This is a genomic window from Crenobacter intestini (genome assembly GCF_004919095.1).
Lineage (GTDB): Bacteria > Pseudomonadota > Gammaproteobacteria > Burkholderiales > Chromobacteriaceae > Craterilacuibacter > Craterilacuibacter intestini.
In genome coordinates, this window is sequence record NZ_STGJ01000018.1 from 32,962 (window position 1) to 55,869 (window position 22,908).

General features: G+C 67.6%; 21 protein-coding genes. 12 read left to right on the top strand and 9 right to left on the bottom strand.

The window, feature by feature from the left end; genetic code table 11:
- Nucleotides 1-28 precede the first annotated feature (28 nt).
- Complete coding sequence (locus tag E5K04_RS13935) at nucleotides 29-2,287, bottom strand: autotransporter domain-containing protein (protein WP_136555174.1); 2,259 nt, start codon at nucleotides 2,285-2,287, stop codon at nucleotides 29-31.
- Between the two features lie 129 nt (nucleotides 2,288-2,416).
- Between E5K04_RS13935 and flgA the strand changes: the two genes are divergently transcribed.
- The 6 genes from flgA to E5K04_RS13965 all read left to right on the top strand — a co-directional run bounded on the left by flgA (nucleotide 2,417) and on the right by E5K04_RS13965 (nucleotide 7,104).
- Nucleotides 2,417-3,100 carry a flagellar basal body P-ring formation chaperone FlgA gene (gene flgA / locus E5K04_RS13940; protein ID WP_136555176.1) on the top strand — a complete coding sequence of 228 codons (684 nt, stop codon included), beginning with the start codon at nucleotides 2,417-2,419 and terminating at the stop codon, nucleotides 3,098-3,100.
- A gap of 68 nt (nucleotides 3,101-3,168) precedes the next feature.
- Nucleotides 3,169-3,447, top strand: a complete 279-nt coding sequence (gene flgM, locus E5K04_RS13945) for a flagellar biosynthesis anti-sigma factor FlgM (RefSeq protein ID WP_136555178.1) — start codon at nucleotides 3,169-3,171, stop codon at nucleotides 3,445-3,447.
- Nucleotides 3,448-3,449: 2 nt separating this feature from the next.
- Nucleotides 3,450-3,920 carry a flagella synthesis protein FlgN gene (locus tag E5K04_RS13950; RefSeq protein WP_136555180.1) on the top strand — a complete coding sequence of 157 codons (471 nt, stop codon included), beginning with the start codon at nucleotides 3,450-3,452 and terminating at the stop codon, nucleotides 3,918-3,920.
- A gap of 71 nt (nucleotides 3,921-3,991) precedes the next feature.
- Nucleotides 3,992-4,912 carry a CobD/CbiB family protein gene (locus tag E5K04_RS13955; protein WP_136555182.1) on the top strand — a complete coding sequence of 307 codons (921 nt, stop codon included), beginning with the start codon at nucleotides 3,992-3,994 and terminating at the stop codon, nucleotides 4,910-4,912.
- Between the two features lie 110 nt (nucleotides 4,913-5,022).
- Nucleotides 5,023-6,528, top strand: coding sequence for a DEAD/DEAH box helicase (locus E5K04_RS13960; RefSeq protein WP_136555184.1), 1,506 nt, complete (start codon nucleotides 5,023-5,025; stop codon nucleotides 6,526-6,528).
- Nucleotides 6,529-6,591: 63 nt separating this feature from the next.
- Nucleotides 6,592-7,104: a GNAT family N-acetyltransferase gene (locus E5K04_RS13965; protein ID WP_136555186.1), complete on the top strand. Its 513-nt coding sequence runs from the start codon at nucleotides 6,592-6,594 to the stop codon at nucleotides 7,102-7,104.
- On the opposite strand, the gene E5K04_RS13970 is transcribed toward E5K04_RS13965, so the two are convergent.
- Nucleotides 7,101-7,421 (bottom strand): DUF2322 family protein, encoded by a 321-nt coding sequence (locus E5K04_RS13970; RefSeq protein WP_136555189.1) that lies wholly within the window; start codon nucleotides 7,419-7,421, stop codon nucleotides 7,101-7,103. The genes E5K04_RS13965 and E5K04_RS13970 overlap by 4 nt on opposite strands.
- Before the next feature lie 53 nt (nucleotides 7,422-7,474).
- Between E5K04_RS13970 and E5K04_RS13975 the strand changes: the two genes are divergently transcribed.
- The 4 genes from E5K04_RS13975 (at nucleotide 7,475) to E5K04_RS13990 (ending at nucleotide 13,513) form a co-directional block, all read left to right on the top strand.
- Nucleotides 7,475-8,542, top strand: a complete 1,068-nt coding sequence (locus tag E5K04_RS13975) for an efflux RND transporter periplasmic adaptor subunit (protein ID WP_136555191.1) — start codon at nucleotides 7,475-7,477, stop codon at nucleotides 8,540-8,542.
- Nucleotides 8,542-9,756 carry an ABC transporter permease gene (locus tag E5K04_RS13980; RefSeq protein ID WP_136555194.1) on the top strand — a complete coding sequence of 405 codons (1,215 nt, stop codon included), beginning with the start codon at nucleotides 8,542-8,544 and terminating at the stop codon, nucleotides 9,754-9,756. The genes E5K04_RS13975 and E5K04_RS13980 overlap by 1 nt, the downstream gene beginning before the upstream one ends.
- Entirely contained in the window at nucleotides 9,749-10,429 is a 681-nt protein-coding gene (locus E5K04_RS13985; RefSeq protein ID WP_136555196.1) for an ABC transporter ATP-binding protein, read from the top strand. The genes E5K04_RS13980 and E5K04_RS13985 overlap by 8 nt, the downstream gene beginning before the upstream one ends.
- Nucleotides 10,430-10,855: 426 nt before the next feature.
- Nucleotides 10,856-13,513: a hypothetical protein gene (locus E5K04_RS13990; protein ID WP_136555198.1), complete on the top strand. Its 2,658-nt coding sequence runs from the start codon at nucleotides 10,856-10,858 to the stop codon at nucleotides 13,511-13,513.
- Nucleotides 13,514-13,694: 181 nt separating this feature from the next.
- Here E5K04_RS13990 and E5K04_RS13995 read toward each other — a convergent pair whose 3' ends face one another.
- A complete protein-coding gene (locus tag E5K04_RS13995; RefSeq protein ID WP_168929238.1) occupies nucleotides 13,695-14,180 on the bottom strand; it encodes a GNAT family N-acetyltransferase in 486 nt (161 codons plus the stop codon).
- Between the two features lie 19 nt (nucleotides 14,181-14,199).
- Nucleotides 14,200-14,754 (bottom strand): hydrolase, encoded by a 555-nt coding sequence (locus E5K04_RS14000; protein ID WP_136555202.1) that lies wholly within the window; start codon nucleotides 14,752-14,754, stop codon nucleotides 14,200-14,202.
- A 121-nt stretch (nucleotides 14,755-14,875) separates the two neighbouring features.
- Between E5K04_RS14000 and E5K04_RS14005 the strand changes: the two genes are divergently transcribed.
- Both E5K04_RS14005 and E5K04_RS14010 read left to right on the top strand, forming a co-directional pair.
- Entirely contained in the window at nucleotides 14,876-17,713 is a 2,838-nt protein-coding gene (locus E5K04_RS14005; protein ID WP_136555204.1) for an FAD-binding and (Fe-S)-binding domain-containing protein, read from the top strand.
- A gap of 219 nt (nucleotides 17,714-17,932) precedes the next feature.
- Entirely contained in the window at nucleotides 17,933-18,511 is a 579-nt protein-coding gene (locus E5K04_RS14010; RefSeq protein ID WP_136555205.1) for a serine acetyltransferase, read from the top strand.
- A 190-nt stretch (nucleotides 18,512-18,701) separates the two neighbouring features.
- Here E5K04_RS14010 and E5K04_RS16680 read toward each other — a convergent pair whose 3' ends face one another.
- The 5 genes from E5K04_RS16680 to E5K04_RS14030 all read right to left on the bottom strand — a co-directional run bounded on the left by E5K04_RS16680 (nucleotide 18,702) and on the right by E5K04_RS14030 (nucleotide 22,896).
- A complete protein-coding gene (locus tag E5K04_RS16680) occupies nucleotides 18,702-18,875 on the bottom strand; it encodes a hypothetical protein (RefSeq protein WP_163317891.1) in 174 nt (57 codons plus the stop codon).
- A gap of 130 nt (nucleotides 18,876-19,005) precedes the next feature.
- Nucleotides 19,006-20,250, bottom strand: coding sequence for a uracil-xanthine permease family protein (locus E5K04_RS14015; protein WP_136555207.1), 1,245 nt, complete (start codon nucleotides 20,248-20,250; stop codon nucleotides 19,006-19,008).
- A gap of 84 nt (nucleotides 20,251-20,334) precedes the next feature.
- Entirely contained in the window at nucleotides 20,335-20,967 is a 633-nt protein-coding gene (gene upp / locus E5K04_RS14020) for a uracil phosphoribosyltransferase (protein ID WP_136555209.1), read from the bottom strand.
- Between the two features lie 169 nt (nucleotides 20,968-21,136).
- The gene (gene grxD, locus E5K04_RS14025) at nucleotides 21,137-21,463 is read right to left on the bottom strand and encodes a Grx4 family monothiol glutaredoxin (protein WP_136555211.1); all 327 of its coding nucleotides are present in this window, start codon (nucleotides 21,461-21,463) and stop codon (nucleotides 21,137-21,139) included.
- 80 nt (nucleotides 21,464-21,543) lie between these two features.
- Nucleotides 21,544-22,896: a chloride channel protein gene (locus E5K04_RS14030; RefSeq protein WP_136555213.1), complete on the bottom strand. Its 1,353-nt coding sequence runs from the start codon at nucleotides 22,894-22,896 to the stop codon at nucleotides 21,544-21,546.
- Nucleotides 22,897-22,908 lie beyond the last annotated feature (12 nt).

Sequence of the window (22,908 nt, forward strand, 5' to 3'; positions counted from 1 at the left end):
GCGGGGTGTTTGCCTTGGGGAAAACCGCTCAGAACGTCGCGTTCAGGCCGACGTTGACACCCCAGAAGTTGCCGTCGTCGCGCGCGAAGCTGCCGGTGGCCTGCGCGAACGCGGTGACGCCCGGGGCGACATTGAGCGCGCTGCCCACCCCCAGTTCGCCCCAGTTCTTCGGCAGCGCCTGCCCCTCGACCGTGAAGTTGCCGGCCGTGCTCAAGAGCCCCGCCTCGATGTCGCGCGCGTCGCCCTTGAACTCGTGGTAGTAGCCGACCCTCGCGTACGGCGAGAAGCGGCCGGCGGTCGTGGCGACGTTCCAGCCGAGCGAGCCGACCAGCGACTTGACCTTCTGCTCGCCAAAGCGCATCGCGCTGAAGTCGAGCGTGTCCTCGATCAGCGCGCCGACTTTCACGTGCTCGTAGCGCAGGCCGGCTTGCGGGCCGGTGCTGAGCTTGCCCCACTGCATCCGGTAGCCGCCGTTCACGTCGAAGCCCATCTGGGTCGCGCGGGTCGAGGCCGTCTGCACCGCGCGGTAGGTCGGCCCCAGCTTGATGTTGCGGCGGGTGTCGAGGTCGGTGTTGCCGAGGAAGACCTCGCCGTCGACCCACAGCGGCGCCGCCCGCCAGTTGCCGATCGCCGACAGGCTGCGGGTGTCGCCCTTGTAACTGCCGAGCGAGCCGATGTCGGCGCGGGTCTTGCCACCGCTGAAAGCGACGCCGAGCGCAAGTTCGGGGGTAGCCTGGTAGTCGAAGCCCAGCGTGCCGATCGCCTCGGGCTTGAGCGTGCCCGCTTCGACATGGTCGCGCCCGAAGCCGCCGCCGACGATGGCGCCGACGCTGCGTACCGCGCGCGGCGCAGCGTCCAGTGCGCGCGCGTGCGCGTGCAGGGTGTCGCGGATCACCTGGCGCGAGGCGAGCGGCACCTGGCCCAGCGCGTCGGCGAACGCCGGCGCGGCGAGGATGTTGGCGAAGTAGTCGCCGAGCACCTGGTGGGTGAGCGGGGTCGGGTGACGGTCGTCGGCGAACAGGAAGCTTGGCGCGGCCAGCAGGGTCGTTGCGCTGGGCGTCAGCGTCGAGCAGGTCAGGGCCGTGCCGGCGCACTGGCTGCCGGTGACGTTGTCGACGCCGAACGCTTTCGGGTTGGCGAGTACCGCTGCGAACAGGCCGGCCACGTCCGGGCGTACCACGTTGGCGCCGCTTTGCGCGATGCCGGCGTCGACCGACGCATTGAACAACTGGGTCAGCTGGTTGAGGCTGCCTTGGGCGCTGGCGTAGCCTTCGTTCAGCTTTTGCAGGGCAGATGCCGTTGCACTGGCCAGATTGGCCGAGATTGCTCCCGGCAGTTGGGCATTCACTTGGGTTGCTAGGTTGGCTTTCAATGCGGCGGCGACTTGGGCGTCAATGATGTCCTGTGGAGTACCTGCCGGTAAGGCCGCTTTAACTTGTTGGGTAATGGCCGCGGTGACGGCTGTTGTCACCTGCTGGGCAATGCCGGCCTTGGCCAGCTCAGGCGCCAGTTGAGTGAGGACATTGTTGACGACAGCTTTCTGGCTGGCGGCATCTGCAGCAGCGCTGGCGCTGAGCCCCTGTCTGGCTGCGGCCTCGAGTTGCCGGTAGAGGCCGACGACTTGGGCGTTTTGCTGTGAATCAGGCATGTCGGTACGGTAACCGGTTGCTCCTTGCAAAACCGCGTACAGCGCCGCCGGCGTATTGCCGAATGCAGGCAGGTTGGGCGCGATGATCAGCTTTGCGCCCGCGGCCTTGAGCGCACCCAGTTGCCCGGCTAACGAACCTGCCGCTTGTGCGATACTCGCCTGGGCCGCACTGGTCCCGCCGCTCGCCGAAGCGGCTGCGGCCGCCGGGATGTCGTTGCCGCCGGTCCACACGAAATAGAGCGCGTTGGGGTCAGCCTTGCCACCACTGCGCTTGAAGTAATCGGAAATCTGGGTCGGCAGGTCGCGGATTTCCTTGCCGCCAGGTCCCGGGTTGGCGGTTTCGACCGACTGGGCACCACCTTGCGCGTAGTTGTTGCCGGCCGGGTTGTAGCCGGTTAGCGGATTGGTCGCACTGGCCTTGAGGCCGAGTGCGGTGGCCAGCACGTCGGCGTGGTTGGGCGCGTTGTTGGTGGTCCAGCGACTGCCGTCGGGCAGGCCACCGACGCCCGAGAAGGCGCCGCTATCGGTCAGGCTGTCGCCGAAGAACCAGGCCTGGCTGAAGGTGGCGGCCGGCGCGAAGCCGGTGGCGAGTGCGAAGGCGACGGCGGCGCTGCCGCGGCGCAGGGTGGATGCTTGCATGGAATGCCCCTCTGTTTTTTATGGTGTGTCATGCGAATGAAATTTCCGCATGAAGCAAATATTCTAAATGCAAGGGCGGACGTCAACTGCGGCTTGGGACAGTCCGGCGACAACGGTTAGAATGCGGCCATGTGCAGACGTTTTTTCGCGACACTTTGCGCGCTGCTGGTGGCGGGAGGCGCGGCTAGTGCGCCGGCCGGGCAGGACCTCGCGCAGTTGCGTGAGCGCGCGCAGCGCTTTGTCGACGCCGAGGCCGGGCGTCATAGCCTGCCCGCGCAGCGGGTCGGCGCGCCCGACGCGCGGGTGTTCCTGCCCGCGTGCGACACGCTGGACGCCGCGTGGCCGGACGGCCGCCCGGCAGGGCAGGTGCTGGTGCGCTGCCCGTCGCTGGGCTGGTCGCTGGGCCTGCCTGTCGAACAGGTGCGCGCTGCCCGTCGCGTGTTTGTCGCCAGCGGCCTGATCGCAACGGGGCAGGTGCTGACCGCGGCGGACATCAAGCTTGCCGACGTCGGCAACGCGACGCTGGCGCGCCAGGGCGTGGACGACGCCTCGTTGCTGCTGGGCAAGGCCGCGCGTGCGCAGATCCCACCGGGGACGGTGTTGCGCCCGACCGCGCTGCGCGCGCCGTTTGTCGTGCGCATGCGCTCGCCGGTGCGCGCGCTGGTCGAATACGACGGGGTGAGTGTGGGCGCCGAGGGCTTCGCCAACAACAACGCGGCGGTGGGCGAGCCGGTGACGGTGAGGATGCCGTCCGGCCGCGTGGTGCAGGGCGTCGCACGCGCCGACGGCAGCGTTGTCGTCAGCCTGCCCTGATTGGCTTAAAGAAACCGGCGCAACGGTCGATAAATAAGCAGGCAGCTTTTTGCCGTAGAGGAATGACCATGAAAATCGATGCAGCGAGCAAGGCGTCTGCCGCGTATGCGCCTCAGGCCAAGGCCGCGCGCCGTGACGAGCCCGCGCGTGCAGAGGGTAGTGGCGAGAAGGTCGCGATCAACCCGCTCTCCGGCCAGTTGCAGGCCGCCGCCGCCGAGCCCGCGTTCGACGCGGCCAAGGTCGACGCGATCCGCGCGGCGATCAGCGCCGGCGAGTATCGGGTCAACGCCGACGCGATCGCCGACGGCCTGATCGCCACCGCCCGCGACCTGATCGGCCGCCCGTGACGATGCAGTCTTTTGACGCGCGTTTTGTCGCCGCCTGCGACGCCGAGCGTGCGCTGCTCGAGCGCCTCGCGTCGTTGCTGGCCGACGAACAGCGCGCGCTGTTGCGTCTGGACGGTGCGCCGCTGATCGCGATCGCCCGCGACAAGGAAGCGTTGCTGGCCGAACTCGCCGAACAGGGCAAGGAGCGGCGGCTGCTGTGCCGCGACGCTGCACTGACGACGCCGGACGACATCGCGCGCTGGTTGCCCGCGCAGGATGCCGCCGTGCGCGACGCGTGGCTTAGGCTTGAGACCGCGCTGATGCGCGCGCGCACCCTCAACGACGCCAACGCCCAGACCAGCCGCGAACGCGCGACGATGGCCGAGTCCCTGCTCTCCGAGATCCGCGACACCCTGCGCCGCGAGGCCGGTTACGACCGCTCGGGCGCGCAGGCCACCCCGGCCGGCAGTGGCCGCAAGCTCGGTAGCGCCTGACGCCGGCGCGCCATGCCGATGCGCTTTGTGTTATCTTCGGGGCGGGTTTGACCACTTCTTCGCATGCAGCCATGACCTTGCTCGCCCTGATCGCCGCGCTGGCGCTCGAACAGATCCGGCCCCTCGGTAACCGTAACCGGGTCTGGCTGCTGTTCATCCGCTACGCCAACCATCTGGAGCGCAACTTCAACGCAGGCTCCGTCCGCCACGGCGCCATCGCCTGGCTGGCCGCCATCGTGCCTGCGGTGGCGATCGCGCTTGGCGTCTACTGGCTGCTCGGCCAGTTGAGCCCGGCGCTGGCCTTCGTGTGGAACGTGTTCGTCCTCTACCTGACGATGGGCTTTCGCCACTTCTCCGGTGCCTTCTCCGAAATCTCGCTGGCGCTCTCCGAAGGCCGCGAGCACGACGCGCGCGGCGCGCTCGGCCAGTGGCTGGGTACGCCGGCGTCCGACTTGTCGGTGAACGAGGTGTCGCGCCTGGCGATCGAGCAGGGCGTGCTCGACAGCTACCGCCACGTGTTCGGCACCATGTTCTGGTTCGTGGTGTTGCCCGGCCCGGCCGGCGCCTTGCTGTACCGGCTCGCCAGCGTGCTCGCGCAGAAGTGGGGCGAGCGCAACCTCGACGAAGACCCGTTCGGCCGTTTCGCCGAGCGTGCCGGCCTGTGGCTGGACTGGCTGCCGGCTAGGCTGACCGCGGCGAGCTTCGCGGTGGTGGGTGACTTCGAGGATGCCGTCTACTGCTGGCGCTCGCAGGCGAGAACCTGGGGCAACTACACGGCCGGCATCCTGCTGGCATCGGCCGCCGGCGCCATCGGTGTGCGGCTGGGTGACCCGCTCCGGCAGGACTACGGGCTGAAGATCCGCCCGGAACTGGGGACCGGCGATGAGGCCGACCCTGCCTTCCTGAAGAGCGCGGTCGGCCTGGTCTGGCGCTCGGTGCTGCTGTGGCTGGGCTTCCTGCTGCTGCTCTCGGTCGCCGGCCTGTTTGCCTGATCCTTCGGCGGCTGAAGGCCGCCCGTCGCGCCGCCCCGGCACAGGGGGCGGCGTCGTCGTTTTATGAACATTGATACGCGGCCTGCCAGCGCGGGCCGCCGGAGCAAGACATGACATTTGCCGAGCTTGGCCTCTCGCCCGAAATCCAGAGGGCCATCGACGAGCTGGGCTATACCGAGCCCACGCCTATCCAGGCGCGCGCGATCCCGCTGGTGACCAGCGGTACCGATTTGATGGCCGCCGCGCAGACCGGGACCGGCAAGACCGCCGCCTTCGTGCTGCCGCTGCTCGAGCGCCTGAAGAAGTTCGCCAGCGCCAGCGCGTCGCCCGCGATGCACCCGGTGCGCGCGCTGATCTTGACCCCGACCCGCGAACTGGCCGACCAGGTCGGCGAGAACGCCGCGCGCTACACCAAGTACCTGCCGCTGCGCACGACGACCGTGTACGGCGGCGTCAACATGGACCCGCAGACCGCCGAGCTGCGCCGCGGCGTCGAGATCCTGATCGCGACCCCGGGCCGCCTGCTCGACCATGTCGGCCAGAAGACGGTGATGCTGAACAAGGTCGACATCCTGGTGCTCGACGAAGCCGACCGCATGCTCGACATGGGCTTCATCCCCGACATCCGCAAGATCGTCGCGCTGTTGCCGAAGACGCGGCAGACGCTGCTGTTCTCCGCGACCTTCTCGCCGGAGATCAAGAAGCTGGCCGCCGAGTTCATGCGCGACCCGCAGACGGTCGAGGTCGCCCGCCAGAACTCGACCAACGCCGACGTCGAGCAGCTGGTGTACGAGGTCGACGCCTACCGCAAGCGTGCGCTCCTTTCCCGCCTGATCCGCCAGCGCGACATGAGCCAGGTGATCGTGTTCTGCAACACCAAGCTCACCGCCGACCGCCTGACCCGCGAGCTGCAGCGTGAAGGCCTGGCCGCCGAGGCGATCCACGGCGACAAGGCGCAGAGCGCGCGCCTGGAAACGCTCTCCGCGTTCAAGTCGGGTGAGGTCAAGGTGCTGGTCGCGACCGACGTCGCTGCACGCGGTCTCGACATTTCCGAACTGCCCTTCGTCGTCAACTACGAGCTGCCGCACTCGCCGGAAGACTACGTGCACCGCATCGGCCGTACCGGCCGTGCCGGCGCGAGCGGTGTGGCCATCTCGCTGATGTCGCCGTCCGAGACCAAGTTCCACGAGCAGATCGAGAAGCTGACGCGGCAGAAGCTGACGCCGCAGCAGGCCGAGGGCTTCGCACCGGGCCGTGCGGCCGAACCGAGCGCCGACGCGCCGCGCGGCCGTGCCGAGCGCGACGCGCGCCACGACAAGGGCGAGCGGGCCGAGCGTGGCGACCGGGGTGAGCGCCAAGAGCGGGGCGACCGCCAGGAGCGCCGCGACAAGCCCGAGCGTTACGAGCGTGCCGACCGTGCGCCGCGCGGCGACCGCCACGAGCGCGCCGACAAGGCCGCCGAGCGCAAGGTGATCCGCGTCGACCGCTACCCGCAGGACAACCGTCCGGCCGAAGATGACGGCCGTCCGGATTCCCCGCGCATCCCGGGCCGCCGCCGCCGTCCGGGCGACAAGCGCGAGGTGCCGGCGCTGCTGCTGGCGCCGCGTTACAAGTAAGCCGTCCGCCTTCGCCTGCCAAGGCCGCCTGCGGGCGGCCTGTTTTTTTTTGGGGACCCGACGATGACCGTCCAACTTGCCACCGCGCGGCTGACCCTGCGCGAACTGTCCGCCGATGACGCGGATTTCCTGGTCGAACTCCTGAACAGCCCGACCTTCCTGCAACATATCGGCGACAAGGGCGTGCGCGACGCGGCGGGCGCCTTGCGCTACCTCGACACCGGGCCCGGTGCCAGCTACCGCCAGCATGGCGCGGGGCTGTGGCGGGTGGGCTTAGCCGGCTGCGACACGCCGATCGGCATCTGCGGGCCGGTGTTCCGGCCGCAACTGCCGGCGCCCGACCTCGGCTTCGCGCTGTTGCCCGCCTACTCGGGGCAGGGCTACGGTTTCGAGGCGGGCCAGGCGTGCGTCGACTACCTGCAAGGCGAGGCGGGTATCCGCGAACTGTTGGGCATCACCGACGACGCCAATACCGCCTCGCAGGCGCTGCTGGTGAAGCTCGGCTTCGTCTGGGACGGTTACCGCGAGGTATACCCAGGCGAGCCCGCACTCAGGCTGTACCGGCGCGCGCGCTAGCGCGCGACTTCGCAGACGGTCAGCACGGGAAGCTCACCCGAGACGACGGCAAGCAGGCGGTCGATATTTGGGTGACTGCCCGGGTGGCCCTGCGCGTGCGCGGTATGCTCGGCGAAGATGGCGAGGCCGGCCTCGGCCGCCTCGGGCGTGATCGCGCCGAAGCGCGTGGCGAGCGCGTGGTAGACGCGCAAGGAACCCGCGCTGCCCGGCGCGTTTTCGATGCGCGCGAGCACGCGGCCCTGCGGGTCGGCCAGTTCGACCGCGGCGAGGTGCTCGCAGGCGGGCAGTGCGGCGAGTTGTTGCTGGAAGCTGTTCATGGCGGTGTCGGCCCTGTGGTAAAAAGGTGGATGTCATTTTATCGGGCTTCGCCATGTCGCGCCGCCGTCTGCTCTATATCGCCCTGACGCTTGTCCTGCTCGCCGCCGCCGCGTGGTTCGTGCTGCCGCGCGTGCTGTACGGCCCGCTGCTAACCGTCGAGCGCCTCGCCGCGCGGCCGCTGACGCTAACCGTGGTCGCCAGCGGGCGGGTAGCCGGGCAGAGCGAGAGCGCGTTGGGCGCGACGCTGACCGCACGCGTGCGCGCGACGCCTGTGGAAGAAGGCGCGCGGGTCGCTGCCGGCAGCTTGCTGCTCTCGCTCGAGTCGGATGAAGTCGCCGCGCAGCTCGCGCAGGCCGGGGCCGCCGCCGAGGAGGCGGCCGCGACGCAGGCCGAGGCAGACCGCCAGTACGCGCGCCAGCAGGGCCTGTTCGCGCAGGGCTTCATCAGCCGCGCCGCGCTCGACGCCGAGGACAAGAAGGTCAGGCTCGCGCGCGCGCGCGCCGGGGCGGCGCAAGGGTCGGTCGCCGCCGCGCAGGCGCGCCTCTCGCAGTTGTCGGTGCGCGCGCCGCACGACGGCGTGCTGCTCGCGCGCGACGTCGAAGTCGGCGACCTCGTCACCGCCGGCAAGCCGGTGCTGCTGTTTGCCGCCGGCGCCGGGCGCGAGATCCGCCTGGACGTCGACGAGCGCTACCTCGCCAGGCTCTCGCCCGGCCAGCGTGCGCGGGTGGCGGCGGACGCGCGCCCCGACGCGCCGTTCGACGCCAAGCTCACCAAGATCGCGCCGCGCGTCGACGCCGAGCGCGGCACGGTCGAGGTGACGCTCGTGCCCGACGCGCCGCCGGCCTTCCTGACCCACAACATGACGGTGTCGGCCGAGGTGGTCGCCGCGCGCAAGGGCTCGGCGCTGACGGTGCCCGCCGGCGCGCTGCGCGACGGCGCGGGCGGCCGCCACGCGCTCAGGCTCGCCAGCGGCCGCGTCGAGGTGGTGCCGGTGCGCACCGGCGTCGAGGCTGACGGCCGCGTCGAGGTGCTGTCCGGGCTGGCGCCGGGGGATCTCTTGGTGCTGCCGGGGCAGGACGCGGCGCCGGGCATGCGCGCGCGCGCCAGGGCGTCCCGCTGATGTTCGTGCCGACCGTCGCCTGGCGGCTGATGCGCGAGGGCCGCTTCCAGAGCTGGCTGATCCTGGCCGGGGTGACGCTGGGCGTCGCCGTCGTCGTCTACATCACCGCCATCGTCAGCGGCCTGCAGGCGAACATCATCGACAAGACGCTGTCGACGCAGGCGCACGTGACGCTCAAGCCGCGTGAGGACGTCAACCTGCGCCAGATCACGGTGCCAGCCGGCGAGACCCTGCTCGCCGAAGTCGAGACGCGCACCCAGCGCGAGAACACCATTGCCAACTGGCAGCGGCTGAAGGCCGCCGCCGACGGCGTGCCCGGCGTCGCCGCCAGCGCCGCGCTCGCCAGTGGGCCCGGCTTCGTCATCAAGGGCGGCGTGCGCAAGTCGGTGGTGCTGATGGGGGTCGAGCTTACCGACTACCAGAAGATCGTGCCGCTGGAGACCAAGCTGCGCGCCGGCCGGCTGCGCCTGGCCAGCGGCGACGTGATGATAGGCACCGAGCTTGCGCGCGAGCTGGGGCTCAAGGTCGGCGACCGCCTGCGGGTGGTCACCGCCACCGGTAGCGCAGAGACCTACACCATCGGCGCCTTGCTCGACTTCGGCCTGAAGGACTTGTCGCGGCGCTGGCTGCTCATGCCGCTGCGCAGCGCGCAGAACCAGCTGGGCTACCGGCTCGACGTCAGCGAGATCTACCTGCGCGCCGACGACCTGTTCGACGCCGAGGCGCTGGCCGCCGCCGCCGCCGCGCGTACCGGGCTCGACGCCGACAGCTGGCAGGAGACAAACTCGCAGCTGGTGACCGCGCTCAGGAGCCAGAGCGCGTCGAGCAATATGATCAAGGTGTTCGTCACGCTGGCCGTCGCGCTGGGCATCGCGTCGGTGCTGGTGGTGTCGGTGGTGCAGAAGCAGCGCGAGATCGGCATCCTGCGCGCGATGGGCACGCCGGCGGCGCGCATCCGCGCGGTATTCCTGCTGCAGGGCGCGCTGTACGGCCTGGCGGGTTCCTTGTTAGGTTCGATGCTGGGCGCCGCGCTGGCGCTGGGTTTTACCCGTATCGCGCGCAACACCGACGGCTCGCCCCTGTTCCCGGTGGTGGTCACTCCTTCGCTGTTTGCCGTGACTGCCATGATCGCAACGCTGGTCGGTGTGCTCGCGGCGTGGGCGCCGGCCCGCCGCGCGGCGCGACTGGATCCGGTGGAGGCGATCCGTGGCTGACGTGCTCACCCTCTCCGGCATCCGCAAGCGCTACGGCGGCGGCAAGGCGCCGCTGGTCGAGGTGCTGCACGGCATCGACCTTGCGCTCGCCGAAGGGGAGTTCGCCGCGCTGATCGGGCCGTCCGGCTCGGGCAAGTCGACCCTGCTCAACATCATGGGCCTGCTCGAGCCGCCGAGCGAGGGGCGGCTTATCATCGCCGGCGAAGCCGCGCACGACCTGGGGGACGACGCGCGTACCCGGCTGCGTAACCGCTACCTCGGCTTCATCTTCCAGTTCCACCACCTGTTGCCGGCATTTTCGGCGCTCGAGAACGTGCTGATGCCGGTGTTCGCCGGGCGCGGCCGCGTCGACGCAGCCGACCGCGCGCGCGCCGCCGAACTGCTCGAGCGGGTCGGCCTCGCCGCGCACGCGTACAAGCAGCCGGTGCAACTCTCCGGCGGCCAGCAGCAACGCGTCGCCATCGTGCGCGCGCTGATGGCGCGCCCGCGGCTGGTGCTCGCAGACGAGCCGACCGGCAACCTCGACACCCAGACCGCCGCCGACGTGTTCGCGCTCATGCGCGAGATCAACCGCATCGACGGCACCACCTTCCTGATCGTCACCCACGACGCGCGCCTGGCCGACACCTGCGAGCGGCAGGTGCGGCTGGTCGACGGTGCCTTGAAACACTGAGAAATTTCGCTTTTTTTCTTCTGTAGTGCAGTATTCCAACTGCAATTCATTATGCCAATTGAGTATTGCGCTCTTTTGGCCAATCCCTATTGCGTTGAATATTTCTTGATACTTCCCATGCGTATGTTCTGAAGCCTTTTCAGGCATGACTGCCAGCCGGCGGCATTCCATTGATTAAGTGGTTGCTATAGAAAATTCAATCGAATCAATTATTTACAATTAACTGTTGTCGTAGGATAGTGTGCGCCTGCTTGCCTTCTGTCAGACGAATCTATCGACGAATGACCGGGGGCATTAATTTTTTGTGAATTGCATTTGGTTGCTTCGATGAATAGATTGAAACTTGTTCTCCCGGCGCTGCTTGGGGCCATGCTGACCGGCTGTATAGGCAGCGGGACTGGTCAGGCTGACGAGGGAGCTACCCCCATGGTGTCGCAAGGGGATGCTGCCAGCGGGAGAATGCTGCGCACCGCCAGTGTCACGCGCGAAGTGTTTGTCGCGAAGGCGCCTTACGCCGCGACGATCGGAGAGAACAGCGTGCCTGTCGACCTCGGTGCAGACAGAATTACCCACGATTTCAGCGGCAACGTGCCGTTCTTCAACCAAGAGATCGGCCGCTCCGATATCCTGACGGTCAACGTCTGGAACCCGCAGACCGGCAGCCAGCACAATGTGGTTGGCCACAGCCTGACCGATGTGGGCGTGCCTGGGTATGTGTTCAAGCAGAACGGCTATACCGCGATCGGTGTACGCAAGCGCGATGGTCTGGTCGATGGTACGCAGTACACCCGGGTTAACGCGTTCCAGATCCCGACCCGCCGGCACTTCGAATGGCAACTGAAATTCCGCCTGGCTGGCAGTAGCCTATCGCAGCAATGGAAGAGAACCCGTCCCGGTGAAGCACCGGCCACCCTGTGGTCATTACAAAGCGCAGGTTTAGCCCCTGCGCTCGTGATGGGGGTCGACACTGACCCGAGCAATGGCAACCGCCTGAGCCTGAATTTCGATTCCCGCATTGACCCGGCCCAGGGCGCCAAGCGAGTGCTCGAAGCAGGTGGGCTAGACCCCGCCGCAGAGCAGGATGTGCGTATCGAGGCCTTCCTCGATGAGCGGACGGCCGAGCAGGGGGGGCAAGGCTTCCTCAGGATCAGCGTTAACGGACGTGTGGTGCACGAGCAGCAGGGGCCGACCGTGCAGGCTGGCGCGTATAACCCGTACGGTTGGTCGGTTGGCATGAATACGCTTGCCAGCAAGGGCGACCGCTTTGCCTACTTCAAGACCGCACGCCTGATGGCTGTTGAGTCAAGCGGTGGCGGCTCCGGAGGTGGCGTCGGCGATGGCGGGCTGGTGCCGCCGAGTGGGGATGCCTATGTCGCACATGCGCCTTATCTTGCGACCGTCGGCAACCATCAGGTGCCGGTCGATCTGGGGGCTAGCAAGATCACCCACGACTTCAGCGGCAGCGTCCCGTTCTTCAACCCGGAAATCGGCCGCTCGGACATCATCACCATCAACGTGTGGAACCCGCAGACCCAGTCGGCCCAGAACGTGATGGGGCACAGCCTGAGCAACGAGGGCGTCAAGGACCGCGTGTTCAAGGATGGCGACTTCACCGCGATCGGCGTGGTGGCGGGTGACGGCATTGTCGAGGAAAAACTGCGTACACAGGTCAACGCGTTCCAGTTCTCGACCCGCAAGCACTACGAATGGCAGCTGCAGTTCCGCCTGGGCGGCCGCCGCCTCGGTCAGCCCTGGCATATGGCACCGGCGGGCGAGTCGCCGGCGACCATCTGGCAGCTTAAGACCATCGGTTTCGGTCCCGCGTTGGGAATGGTGGTCGACACCGATCCGAACAACCCGAACAAGGTCCAGCTTCACTTCGATGCGCGTATCGACCCGTCGCAAGGTGGCAAGCGTCTCACGCAGATCGGTAACCTCGACCCGAACGCCGAGCAGGATGTACGGATCGAGACCTACCTGGACGAGCGCACGGCAGCGCAAGGCGGCCGTGGCTTCCTGAAGATCACGGTCAACGGGCAGGTGCTATTCGACCAACCGATGCCAACCGTGCAGGCTGGTGCGACCAACCCGTACAACTGGTCGATGGGGATGTATCTGTACGCGAACACCCGTCCGCTGTCGTACGACCGTTTCATCTACTTCCGGACCGCACGTCTGGTCGACCTTGGCGGTGATGGTGACAGCGGTGGTGGGGATGGTGGGGTGATGCCGCCTCCGCCGCCGCTCAACGGCAGCGCCTATGTGGCTTACGCGCCCTATCAGGCGACCATCGGCAACACGCAGCTGCCGGTCGATCTGGGCGCGAGCAAGATCACGCATGACTTCGGCGGCAGCGTCCCGTTCTTCAACCCGGAAATCGGCCGTTCGGACATCATCACCATCAACGTGTGGAACCCGCAGACCCAGTCGGCGCAGAACGTGATGGGCCACAGCCTGAGCAACGAGGGCGTTAAGGACCGCGTATTTAAGGATGGCGACTTCACCGCGATCGGCGTGGTGGCGGGCGACGGCATTGTCGAGGAAAAGCTGCGTACACAGGTCAACGCGTTCCAGTTCTCGACCCGCAAGCACTACGAATGGCAGATGCAGTTCCGCCTGGGCGGCCGCCGCCTCGGTCAGCCCTGGCATATGGCACCGGCTGGCGAGTCGCCGGCGACCATCTGGCAGCTTAAGACCATCGGTTTCGGTCCGGCGTTGGGAATGGTGGTCGACACCGATCCGAACAACCCGAATAGGGTCCAGCTTCACTTCGATGCGCGTATCGACCCGTCGCAAGGTGGCAAGCGTCTCACGCAGATCGGTAACCTCGACCCGAACGTCGAGCAGGATGTACGGATCGAGACCTACCTCGACGAGCGCACGGCAGCGCAGGGCGGCCGTGGCTTCCTGAAGATCACGGTCAACGGGCAGGTGCTATTCGACCAACCGATGCCAACCGTGCAGGCCGGTGCGACCAACCCGTACAACTGGTCGATGGGGATGTATCTGTACGCGAACACCCGTCCGCTGTCGTACGACCGCTTCATCTACTTCCGCAATGCTCGCATGGTCGCGCTCGACTGAGCCAGACTTGCTAGTGACAGGGGCGCCCGGATCGGGCGCCCTTTTACATTGTGCCGCGGGTGTCTTGTGTCCCGGCGGACGCGTTTGTAGATCAATCGCGCCTCGCTGGCTCCTGCAAGCTGCAGGTGAGCCTGACCGGTGGGCGGGTGGCAGCCTGATGGCTTAGGGGCAGCAGGTGCGCTCAGATAAGAGGCCTCGACATTTCGACGCAAGGCAGCGCGCTACCGTCGGCGAGCGGCTGCAGGGCTGGCCCGAGCGCCCGGTAGCCGGCAGCGGCGTAGAAAGCCTCGGCGTTCAGCGACGCCCTGACAGTGCCCTGCGCGTGCCCCTGTGCCTGCAGGGCGTGTTCGCACGCGGCCAGCAGCGCGCGCCCGAGTCCGCAGCCGGCGTGGGCGGGCGCTACGTAGAGTGCGTTCACGCGGCCCTCGGCAAGGTCGGCGATCGCGAAGCCGCAGGGTTGGCCATCGACCTCGCCGACCAGTACCCGCAGCGTGGGGGTGCAGATCACGCCGCGCAGCCAGGCGTGGCGAGCGGCGTCGGGGAGGGGCGACCATGCGGCAAGCTGCGCTGGCGTGTAATGGCCGGGGCTAACTGCGTGGACGGCCGCGTAGTGCAGGGCGACCAGCGCCTTGGCGTCGTTTACCCGTGCGGGGCGGATCCGGAGCATGGCTGGCTCAGGCATGCATTCAGGCCGGGCGCGCGCCCTGCAGGTATTTCCTGCTCATCGCCTTGAAGTGCTCGCTGCCGGATTTTTCCAGCATCTCGAACAGCACCATCTCGCGGCTGACCAGCACGGCACCCGCGTCCCGCATTCTTTGCAGGCCGAGCGCCTTGTCGCTGTCCGCACGGCTGCCGACCGCGTCGGCGACCACGAACACCTGCTTGCCCAGTTGCAGCAGGCCCAGCACGGTCTGCAGCACGCAGACATGGGTTTCCATCCCGCACACGATCACCTGCTTGCGTGCCAACAGACCGGCGGGCAGGCAGCCGGCGGCGGTGCAGGAAAAATGCAGCTTGTCGACAGTCTGCGCGGCCGGTGCGAGCGCCTTGAGCGCGGCGATGGTCGGCCCTAGCCCCTGCGGGTACTGCTCGGAGAACACCACCGGCAGGTCGCAGTCGTTGGCGGCCTCGACCAGCCAGGCGAGGCGCGCGGCGAGCGCTTCGGCGCCGTCGATCGCCGGCAGCAGTTTTTCCTGGACGTCGACCACCAGCAAGGTGGCGCGGGCTCGGTTCATCAGCATGGGTTTCTCCTCGTTATTTGCCTAGCATAGCCCGTGCCGGCTTTGGGGGCATCCCCTAACGGTGTGTACCTGCCCCCGGTGTCATAATGGTGCGGTCATTCCGCGACACAGGGGCTGTCCGATGCTGTCCGAAGCTTACCGCGAATTCGTCCGCCGCCTTGCCGGCCACCTCGACGCGCGGCGTATCCATACCGACCCGCTCTCCACGCTGGCCTACGGCACCGACGCGTCGTGCTACCGCCTGAACCCGCAGGTGGTGGTGCGGGTGCGCAGTGACGCCGAGGTACAGATGGTGCTTGCGGCGGCGCGCGACTTGTCGCTGCCGGTGACCTTCCGCGCGGCGGGTACCTCGTTGTCCGGCCAGGCGGTGAGCGACTCGATCCTGATGGTCGCGACCGACGGCTGGAAAGACTGTGAAGTTTTGGACGACGGCGCGCGCATCCGCCTGCAGCCGGGGGTGGTCGGCGCGGTCGCCAACGCGGCGCTCGCGCCATACGGGCGCAAGATCGGGCCGGACCCGGCGACTATCGGCGCGGCGATGATCGGCGGCATCGTCGCCAACAATTCGAGCGGAATGTGCTGCGGCACCGCGCAGAACAGCTACCGCACCGTCGAGAGCCTGCGGCTGATCCTTGCCGACGGCAGCCTGCTCGACACCGCCGACGAGGGCAGCGTCGACGAATTCCGCGAGCACCACGCGGGCCTGCTGGATGGGCTTGCCGCGCTGTCGGCGCGGGTACGCAGCGATGCGGCGCTGTCGGCGCGCATCCGGCGCAAGTACAAGATGAAGAACACCACCGGCTACAGCCTGAACGCGCTGGTCGATTTTGACGACCCGCTGCAGATGTTGCTGCGGCTGATGATAGGTAGCGAAGGGACGCTGGGCTTTGTCAGCGAGGTGGTGTACCGCACGGTCGAGGAGTTGCCGTGCAAGGCGAGCGCGCTGGTGTGCTACCCGGACATCCACGCCGCGTGCCGGGTGGTCGCGCGGCTGGCCGGCCACAAGGACGTGGTCGCCGCCGCCGAACTGCTCGACCGCGCGAGCCTGCGTTCGGTCGAAAACAAGGCGGGCGTGCCCGCGGACATCGCCCGCTTGCCGGACGGTGCCGCCGCCTTGCTGGTCGAGACGCGCGCCGCCGATGCGTCAGCGCTTGCCGGCCAGCTTGCCGAGGTCAGCGGCTGGCTTGCCAGCGAGGCGGTGCTGGGCGAAGTGGCGTTCACCGACGACGCGGCCGAGAGCGCGCGGTTGTGGGCGATCCGCAAGGGGATGTTCCCCAGCGTCGGCGCCATGCGGGAGATCGGCACCACGGTGATCATCGAGGACGTGGTGTTCCCGATCGACGCGCTGGCCGACGGCACGCTGGCCCTGCAAGCGCTGTTCGACAAGCACGGCTACCGGGACGCGATCATCTTCGGGCACGCGCTGGAGGGCAACCTGCACTTCGTGTTCACGCCGGACTTCGCGAAGGGCGACAGCGCCGCGCGCTACGAGGCCTTCCTGAATGATGTCTGCCACCTGGTAGCGGTCGAATACGAGGGGGCGGTCAAGGCCGAGCACGGTACCGGGCGCAATATGGCGCCGTTTGTCGAGATGGAGTGGGGGCGCGACGCGTACCAGGTGATGCGCGAGATCAAGGCGCTGTTCGACCCGCAGGGCCTGCTCAACCCCGACGTGATCCTGAGCGGGGACCCCCGCTTGCACATGAAACACCTGAAGGCGCTGCCGGCGACCGACGCCATCGTCGACCGCTGCATCGAGTGCGGCTTCTGCGAGGGGCAGTGCCCGAGCCGCGCGCTGACGCTGACGCCGCGCCAGCGCATCGTCGCCCGCCGCGAGATCGCGCGGCTGGAGGGCGACGGCGAAGACCCGGCACGCCTCGCCCGCCTTGAGGCGGACTACGTATACGCCGGCGAGGAGACGTGCGCCGCGTGCGGGCTGTGCGCGACGGTGTGCCCGGTCGGCATCAATACCGGCGAGCTGACGCTCAAGTTGCGCGGCGAGCAACTGGGCGAGGGCGGCACGCGCGCTGCCGGAAGCCTCGCCCGCCACTACGGCGCCGCACTTGGCGTCGCGCGCGGCGCGCTGGGCGCGGTCTCGGCGCTGCGCACGGTGGCGGGGGACAAGGCCACCGGCCGCCTGTTTGCCGGCGCACGCACGCTGCTTGGCCGCAAGGTGGCGCATTTCTCGCCGTCCTTCCCGCGCGTCGGGCATTTCGAGCCGCGCACGGGCGTGGCGGGCAGCGCGCGCAAGGTGGTCTACCTGCCGTCCTGCCTGACCCGCGCGATGGCGCCGGGCGACGCCGGCGCGCGCACGGTCGGCGACGCGGTGACGTCGGTGCTCGCCAAGGCGGGCTACGCTGTGATCTACCCGCAGGATCTGTCCGGGCTGTGCTGTGGCACGCCGTTCAAGTCGAAGGGGGCGGCTGCGGTCGCCGCGGACAAGCTCGCCGCGCTGTCGGCCGCGCTGTTTGACGCGAGCGAGGGCGGGCGCTGGCCGATTGTCGTCGACAACGGTGTGTGCACGGCGGCGCTGCTCGACGGTCTCGCCGACGCCAGGCTCAAGGTGTACGACGTGACGCGCTTCGTACACGAGGTGGCGTCCGAGTGGCTCGTCTTCGAGCCGCAGGACGAGAAGGTCGCCCTGCACGTGGTGTGTTCGATGCGGCGCACCGGCCACGCCGGCGTGCTGAACGCGCTGGCACGGCGCTGCGCGCGCGAGGTGGTCGAGCCGGCCGGCGTCACCTGCTGCGGCTTTGCCGGCGACAAGGGCTTCAGCCACCCCGAGCTCAACGCGTCGGCGCTCGCCACCCTCAAGGAAGAGGTGGCCGGCTGCTCGGCCGGCTTTAGCAACAGCGCGACCTGCGAGGTCGGCCTCGCCGAGCATTCGGGCCTGAGCTACCGCCACCTGATGGTACTGGTCGACCGCGCGACACGCGCGAAGGCGAACGGCGCCCAATAAAGCCGGATGCTACTCGTCCGGTCAATGAGGGCGCAGCGGTGCGCTCCTGGGACACGGCGGATGGACTGGTCACGACGGCTGGGTGGCGGTGCCGGATCAGGTCCGAACAGCGCCTGAAATCCGGTAAGCCATACGGTATAACAAGAGCTGGCAGGTCTATGCGTATTGGAATGCGTATGGATGCGGAGGAAAGCAAACGCGTTGTAGCGAGGGTGAAGGATGGAATGGCGTCATCTGCGGGCCGATACGCATCGGCAATACGGTGAGTTCAGCTGGGGGCTTGTGATCAAGGGGGCGCTCGTGCGGAGAACTTTCCGCGTGGTCGTCACCATGCGCTTATGCCAAGCCGCCGCGGCGTCGCGGGGCCCTTTGCGTTTGATGCTTTTTCCATTCCGGGTGCTGCATAGTGTGGCGACGCATTTGGCCGCGATGGATTTTTCGTGGCAGACCAGGATAGGGGAGGGGGTCGCGCTGACACATGGATGGTGCATCGTCTTGAGTCCGCGTACAGTCATTGGCAGGAACGTCACGCTGTTTCACGGGGTCACGCTCGGGCAGCGTGACCGCATTGCCGCCGACGGCGCCCGCTTGACGGAATATCCCGTCATTGAAGACGAAGTATGGATAGGCCCGCATGCGACCATTGTCGGTGGCGTGACCATTGGCCGCGGGAGCAGGATTGCCGGCGGCGCATTCGTCACGGACAGCGTCCCTCCCTATTCGGTGGTGTCGGGCAATCCGGCAGTAGTCGTGAAGTCCGGCTGCACGCCTGATGTCGCAAACCCCGCGCCCCTGTAGCGCGCGTACCCAAGCTAGCCGGGCGTGAAGCGGGCCCTGCATCGGTGCCGTGGGGATCCCCGCCGCCAGCCATCCAGGGCCTGCCGTTGACCTGAGGGGCCTGGGTTCCCCGTGGCGACGCTCGTAGCCGCTGAGTTTGCAGGCACAAAAAAGGCAGACGCGGCGCGTCTGCCTTTTTGGCGAGGGCCGTTCAGCTGAGGTTGAACGGCGACTTGCTGTAGAAGGGGTTGAACAGTGGCACCCGCTCGGCTTCGCCAGCCTGTTTGAACTCGGCGGCGACGTCGCCCCTCAGGTAAGCCAGTGCGCCGCCGACAATCGGCAGCACGAAAAAGTAGACCAGCGCGCACGCGACCAGAGTCGTCATTTTATCTCTCCTGTGATGGAGGGATTGTCTTTTTAAAACAGGCGTTTGTCTTTCTCATTGCCGACATCGGCGGCCAGCGGCGCGACATGGCCCTGCGCGGCCGGATCCGCCGGCCATGCAGGGCAAAGGCTTAGACGTCCTGGCCTTCGACGATGCCTTCGTGCGCGGCCGATTTCATCGGCAGGATCAGGTTCAGCGCGATGGCGAGCACCGAGCACAGGCCGACGCCGACCAGGCTGAACGAGCCGATCTTCAGTTCGAGCGCGCCGATGCCGGCGGTCAGCACCACCGAGATGATCACCAGGTTGCGCGGCTCCATCAGGTCGACCTTCGACTCGATCAGGGTCTTCAGGCCGATCGACGCGATGGTGCCGAACAACAGCACCATGATGCCGCCCATCACCGGCATCGGGATCGACTGCAACAGCGCGTTGAACTTGCCGAAGAACGCCATGCAGATGGCGAACAGGGCTGCCCACGTCATGATGCGCGGGTTGAAGTTGCGGGTGATCATCACCGCGCCGGTCACTTCGGCGTAGGTGGTCACCGGCGGGCCGCCGACCAGGCCGGCGAAGCATACGCCCAGGCCATCGCCGGCCAGCGTGCGGTGCAGGCCCGGTGTCTTGGTGTAGTCCTTGCCGGTCACGCCGCCGATCGCCATCACGCCGCCGATATGCTCGATGGCCGGGGCGATCGCCACCGGCAGCATGAACATGGCCGCCGCCCAGTTCACCTCGGGCGAGTGGAATTCGGGGATGGCGAACCACGGCGCGTTGGCGATCTTGGCGAAGTCGACCGCACCCATGAAGGCGGCGGCGATGTAGCCGACGGTGACGCCGGCCAGGATCGGCACCAGGCGGAACATGCCGCGCGCGAAGATCGACACCACGATGGTGGTGGTCAGCGAGATAGCCGCCAACAGGAGCGAGCTCTCGTACGGCATCACCTGCGCGCCGCCGGCCCGGCCCATCGCCATGTTCGACGCGGCGCCGGCGACCGACAGGCCGATGATCATGATCACCGGGCCGATCACCACCGGCGGCAGCAGGCGGTTGACCAGCGCCATGCCGCGCCAGCGCACGATGGCGGCGACCACGAAGTACATGAAGCCTGCGCAAAACAGGCCGAACATGGTCGCGCCCATGCCCCAGGTCTGCATCGAGTAGATGATCGGGCCGATGAAGGCGAAGCTCGAGCCCAGGAAGATCGGCACCGAGAAGCCGGTGATCAGCTGGAACAGCAGCGTGCCGACGCCTGCGCCCAGCAGCGCCATCGCCGGGTTGAGCCCGGTGAGTAGCGGCACCAGCACCAGCGCGCCGAAGGCGACGAACAGGATCTGTGCCCCCGACACCGCCTGTTTCACGTGTTGAAACATGGTTTTCCCCTTGTGTTGTAAATGGTGGTTCTCAAAAAAACGCCGCCTGCGAAGCGGGCGGCGTTTGATATGCATCTCTTGCGGTCAGGCGTGCTTGGTGCCGAAGATCTTGTCGCCGGCGTCGCCCAGGCCCGGGATGATGTAGCCGTTCTCGTTGAGGTGGCTGTCCAGCGAAGCGGTAACGATCTCGACGTCCGGGTGCGCGTCGTTGACGGCCTTCACGCCTTCGGGGGCGGCGACCATCACCACCGCCTTGATCTGCTTGCAGCCCTTGCGCTTCAAGAGTTCGATGGTCGCGTTCATCGAGCCGCCGGTGGCGAGCATCGGGTCGATCACGATCGCGATGCGCTCGTCGAGGCTGTCGACGAACTTGTCGAAGTAGGGTACCGGCTCCAGCGTCTCTTCGTTGCGGTAGAGGCCGACCACGCTGATCTTGGCCGACGGCACCAGGTCGAGCACGCCGTCCAGCATGCCGATGCCGGCGCGCAGGATGGGCACCACGGTGACCTTCTTGCCCTTGATCTGTTCGATGTCGATCGGGCCGCACCAGCCGTCGATGGTGACGGATTCCAGCTCGAAGTCGCGGGTCGCCTCGTAGGCGAGCAGGCGCGCGAGTTCGTGGGTGAGCTGGCGGAACTTCATGGTGCTGATGTCGCCCTCGCGCAGCAGACCGAGCTTGTGCTGAACCAGCGGGTGTTTGACGACGGTGATGTTCATGGCGTGCCCTTGTGAAAAAGCTGCGTCTCCAGCGCCGTCAGAGGGGCGGGATCAGCAGCTTTCGATGTGCAAAACCGGCTGCGCAGGGCGCAACCGGTCGAATGGGGCGTATTCTAGCGCACCTTGCCTGCCAAAATCCATATGGATTTGGTAGCAGACGCGCGCGATGTCAGGCGGGTCGCTTGGCGAGCGCTTCCAGCATCTGTTGCAGTTCGCCGTTCTGGTAGAGCTCGGTCATGATGTCCGAGCCGCCGACGAACTCGCCGCCGATATAGAGCTGCGGGATGGTCGGCCAGCTTGCGTACTCCTTGATGCCCTGACGCACTTCCGCATCGAGCAGCACGTCGACCGCCTTGAAGTCGGCGACGCCGCACGCCTTGAGGATCTGTACCGCGCGCGCCGAGAAGCCGCACTGCGGGAAGGTCGGCGAGCCTTTCATGTAGAGCACGACCGGGTTCTGGGTGACGGTGTCGCGGATGGTGTCCTGGATGTTCATGGTGTTCCCTTTATTGTGGTCTGACGCCCGAATACCCGAGCTCATCGGTTGGAAATTCTAGCCTTGCCATGGCATCCGGGTCAATTTGCCGGAACGCGCGCCGCGCGCAGCGTGCGCAGCAGCATGCGCGCCTGCGCGTCGTACAGCGAGTGCCGGTTGAAGAGGCGCGACACTGCGGCGGCGATCAGCGCGCTGGCCATCAGCGGGATCAGCATGGTCGACGAGTCGGTCATCTCCATCACGATCACGAAGCCGGTCACCGGCGCGCGCGTCATGCCGGCGAAGAAGGCGACCATGCCCAGCAGCACCACCGCGGTTTCCGGTTGCGAGGGTAGCCACGCGGCCACGTTCAGGCCGATGCCGGCGCCGACCGACAGCGCCGGCGCGAAGATGCCGCCGGTCGCGCCGGACAGGTAGCTCAGGAGCAGGGTCGAGAGCTTGAGCAGGCCGTAGTTTTCCAGGCCCTCGGTATGGCCTTCGATGATGTCACGCGCGCGGAAGTAGCCGGTGCCGAAGGTGACGCCGTCGTTGCTGATGCCGATGACGGCGATGGCGAGGCCGCAGGCGGCGGCGAACAGGATGGGCATCGAACGGCGGAATTTTTCCAGCGGGCCGGGCAGCGCGCTGCTCATTGCCAGGATCAAGCGGGCGGTCAGCCCGCCGGCGACGCCGCCGGCAAGCCCAGTGGCCAGGATCGCCGTCCAGCCGCGCAGGTAGTGGATGGAGACCGACGCGGTGCCGAAGTAGCTGTAGTTGCCGAGGAAGGCGTAGGCGGTGAGGCCGGCGATGATCACCGAGAGCAGGATGGTCGAGCTTGCCTTCTGGTTGAAGGTGCGCCCCATCTCCTCGATCGCGAACACGATGCCGGCGAGCGGCGCGTTGAAGGCGGCGGCGACGCTCGCCGCGCTGCCGGCCAGGATCAGGCCGCGGCCGTAGCCGCCGGCGCCGATGCTGCGGATGCCCAGCCGGTACTTGATCGCGGCGCCGATCTGCACGATCGGACCCTCGTAGCCGAAGGTCGCGCCCGAGCCGATGCCCAGCAGGGTGAGGAAGGTCTTGCCGACGGCGACTTTCAGGGTGAGGAAGCGTTCGCGCAGCACGCCGGCGTCCGCTTCCAGCGCGGCGATGCTCTGCGGGATACCGCCGCCGCCGGCGCCGACCAGCACGTGGCGCGACAGGTAGACCGACAGCGCAAGCCCCAGCGGGGTGATCAACAGCGCCCAGTGTGGCGAGTTTTCGTAGATGCGGAAGAACAGTTCGTGCAGCGCGTGGCCGCCCAGGCTGAACACCACCGCGGTGAGGCCGATCAGGATGGCCGCCACCCACAATTCCAGCCGCCGACGCCACAGCCGCAGGGTCAGGAACAGGAAACCCATGCGCCGGCTGACACGGCGGCTGGTGGCGACGATGGCAGGCGGCGGCGACAAGGGCACGGCGGTGGCGGT

Excerpts from the sequence above, each read along its gene's own strand:
- E5K04_RS13935 (WP_136555174.1), bottom strand. The coding sequence starts at position 2,287 with ATGCAAGCATCCACCCTGCGCCGCGGCAGCGCCGCCGTCGCCTTCGCA.
- flgA (WP_136555176.1), top strand. The coding sequence starts at position 2,417 with ATGTGCAGACGTTTTTTCGCGACACTTTGCGCGCTGCTGGTGGCGGGA.
- flgM (WP_136555178.1), top strand. The coding sequence starts at position 3,169 with ATGAAAATCGATGCAGCGAGCAAGGCGTCTGCCGCGTATGCGCCTCAG.
- E5K04_RS13950 (WP_136555180.1), top strand. The coding sequence starts at position 3,450 with ATGCAGTCTTTTGACGCGCGTTTTGTCGCCGCCTGCGACGCCGAGCGT.
- E5K04_RS13955 (WP_136555182.1), top strand. The coding sequence starts at position 3,992 with ATGACCTTGCTCGCCCTGATCGCCGCGCTGGCGCTCGAACAGATCCGG.
- E5K04_RS13960 (WP_136555184.1), top strand. The coding sequence starts at position 5,023 with ATGACATTTGCCGAGCTTGGCCTCTCGCCCGAAATCCAGAGGGCCATC.
- E5K04_RS13965 (WP_136555186.1), top strand. The coding sequence starts at position 6,592 with ATGACCGTCCAACTTGCCACCGCGCGGCTGACCCTGCGCGAACTGTCC.
- E5K04_RS13970 (WP_136555189.1), bottom strand. The coding sequence starts at position 7,421 with ATGAACAGCTTCCAGCAACAACTCGCCGCACTGCCCGCCTGCGAGCAC.
- E5K04_RS13975 (WP_136555191.1), top strand. The coding sequence starts at position 7,475 with ATGTCGCGCCGCCGTCTGCTCTATATCGCCCTGACGCTTGTCCTGCTC.
- E5K04_RS13980 (WP_136555194.1), top strand. The coding sequence starts at position 8,542 with ATGTTCGTGCCGACCGTCGCCTGGCGGCTGATGCGCGAGGGCCGCTTC.
- E5K04_RS13990 (WP_136555198.1), top strand. The coding sequence starts at position 10,856 with ATGGTGTCGCAAGGGGATGCTGCCAGCGGGAGAATGCTGCGCACCGCC.
- E5K04_RS13995 (WP_168929238.1), bottom strand. The coding sequence starts at position 14,180 with ATGCTCCGGATCCGCCCCGCACGGGTAAACGACGCCAAGGCGCTGGTC.
- E5K04_RS14000 (WP_136555202.1), bottom strand. The coding sequence starts at position 14,754 with ATGCTGATGAACCGAGCCCGCGCCACCTTGCTGGTGGTCGACGTCCAG.
- E5K04_RS14005 (WP_136555204.1), top strand. The coding sequence starts at position 14,876 with ATGCTGTCCGAAGCTTACCGCGAATTCGTCCGCCGCCTTGCCGGCCAC.
- E5K04_RS14010 (WP_136555205.1), top strand. The coding sequence starts at position 17,933 with ATGGAATGGCGTCATCTGCGGGCCGATACGCATCGGCAATACGGTGAG.
- E5K04_RS16680 (WP_163317891.1), bottom strand. The coding sequence starts at position 18,875 with ATGACGACTCTGGTCGCGTGCGCGCTGGTCTACTTTTTCGTGCTGCCG.
- E5K04_RS14015 (WP_136555207.1), bottom strand. The coding sequence starts at position 20,250 with ATGTTTCAACACGTGAAACAGGCGGTGTCGGGGGCACAGATCCTGTTC.
- upp (WP_136555209.1), bottom strand. The coding sequence starts at position 20,967 with ATGAACATCACCGTCGTCAAACACCCGCTGGTTCAGCACAAGCTCGGT.
- grxD (WP_136555211.1), bottom strand. The coding sequence starts at position 21,463 with ATGAACATCCAGGACACCATCCGCGACACCGTCACCCAGAACCCGGTC.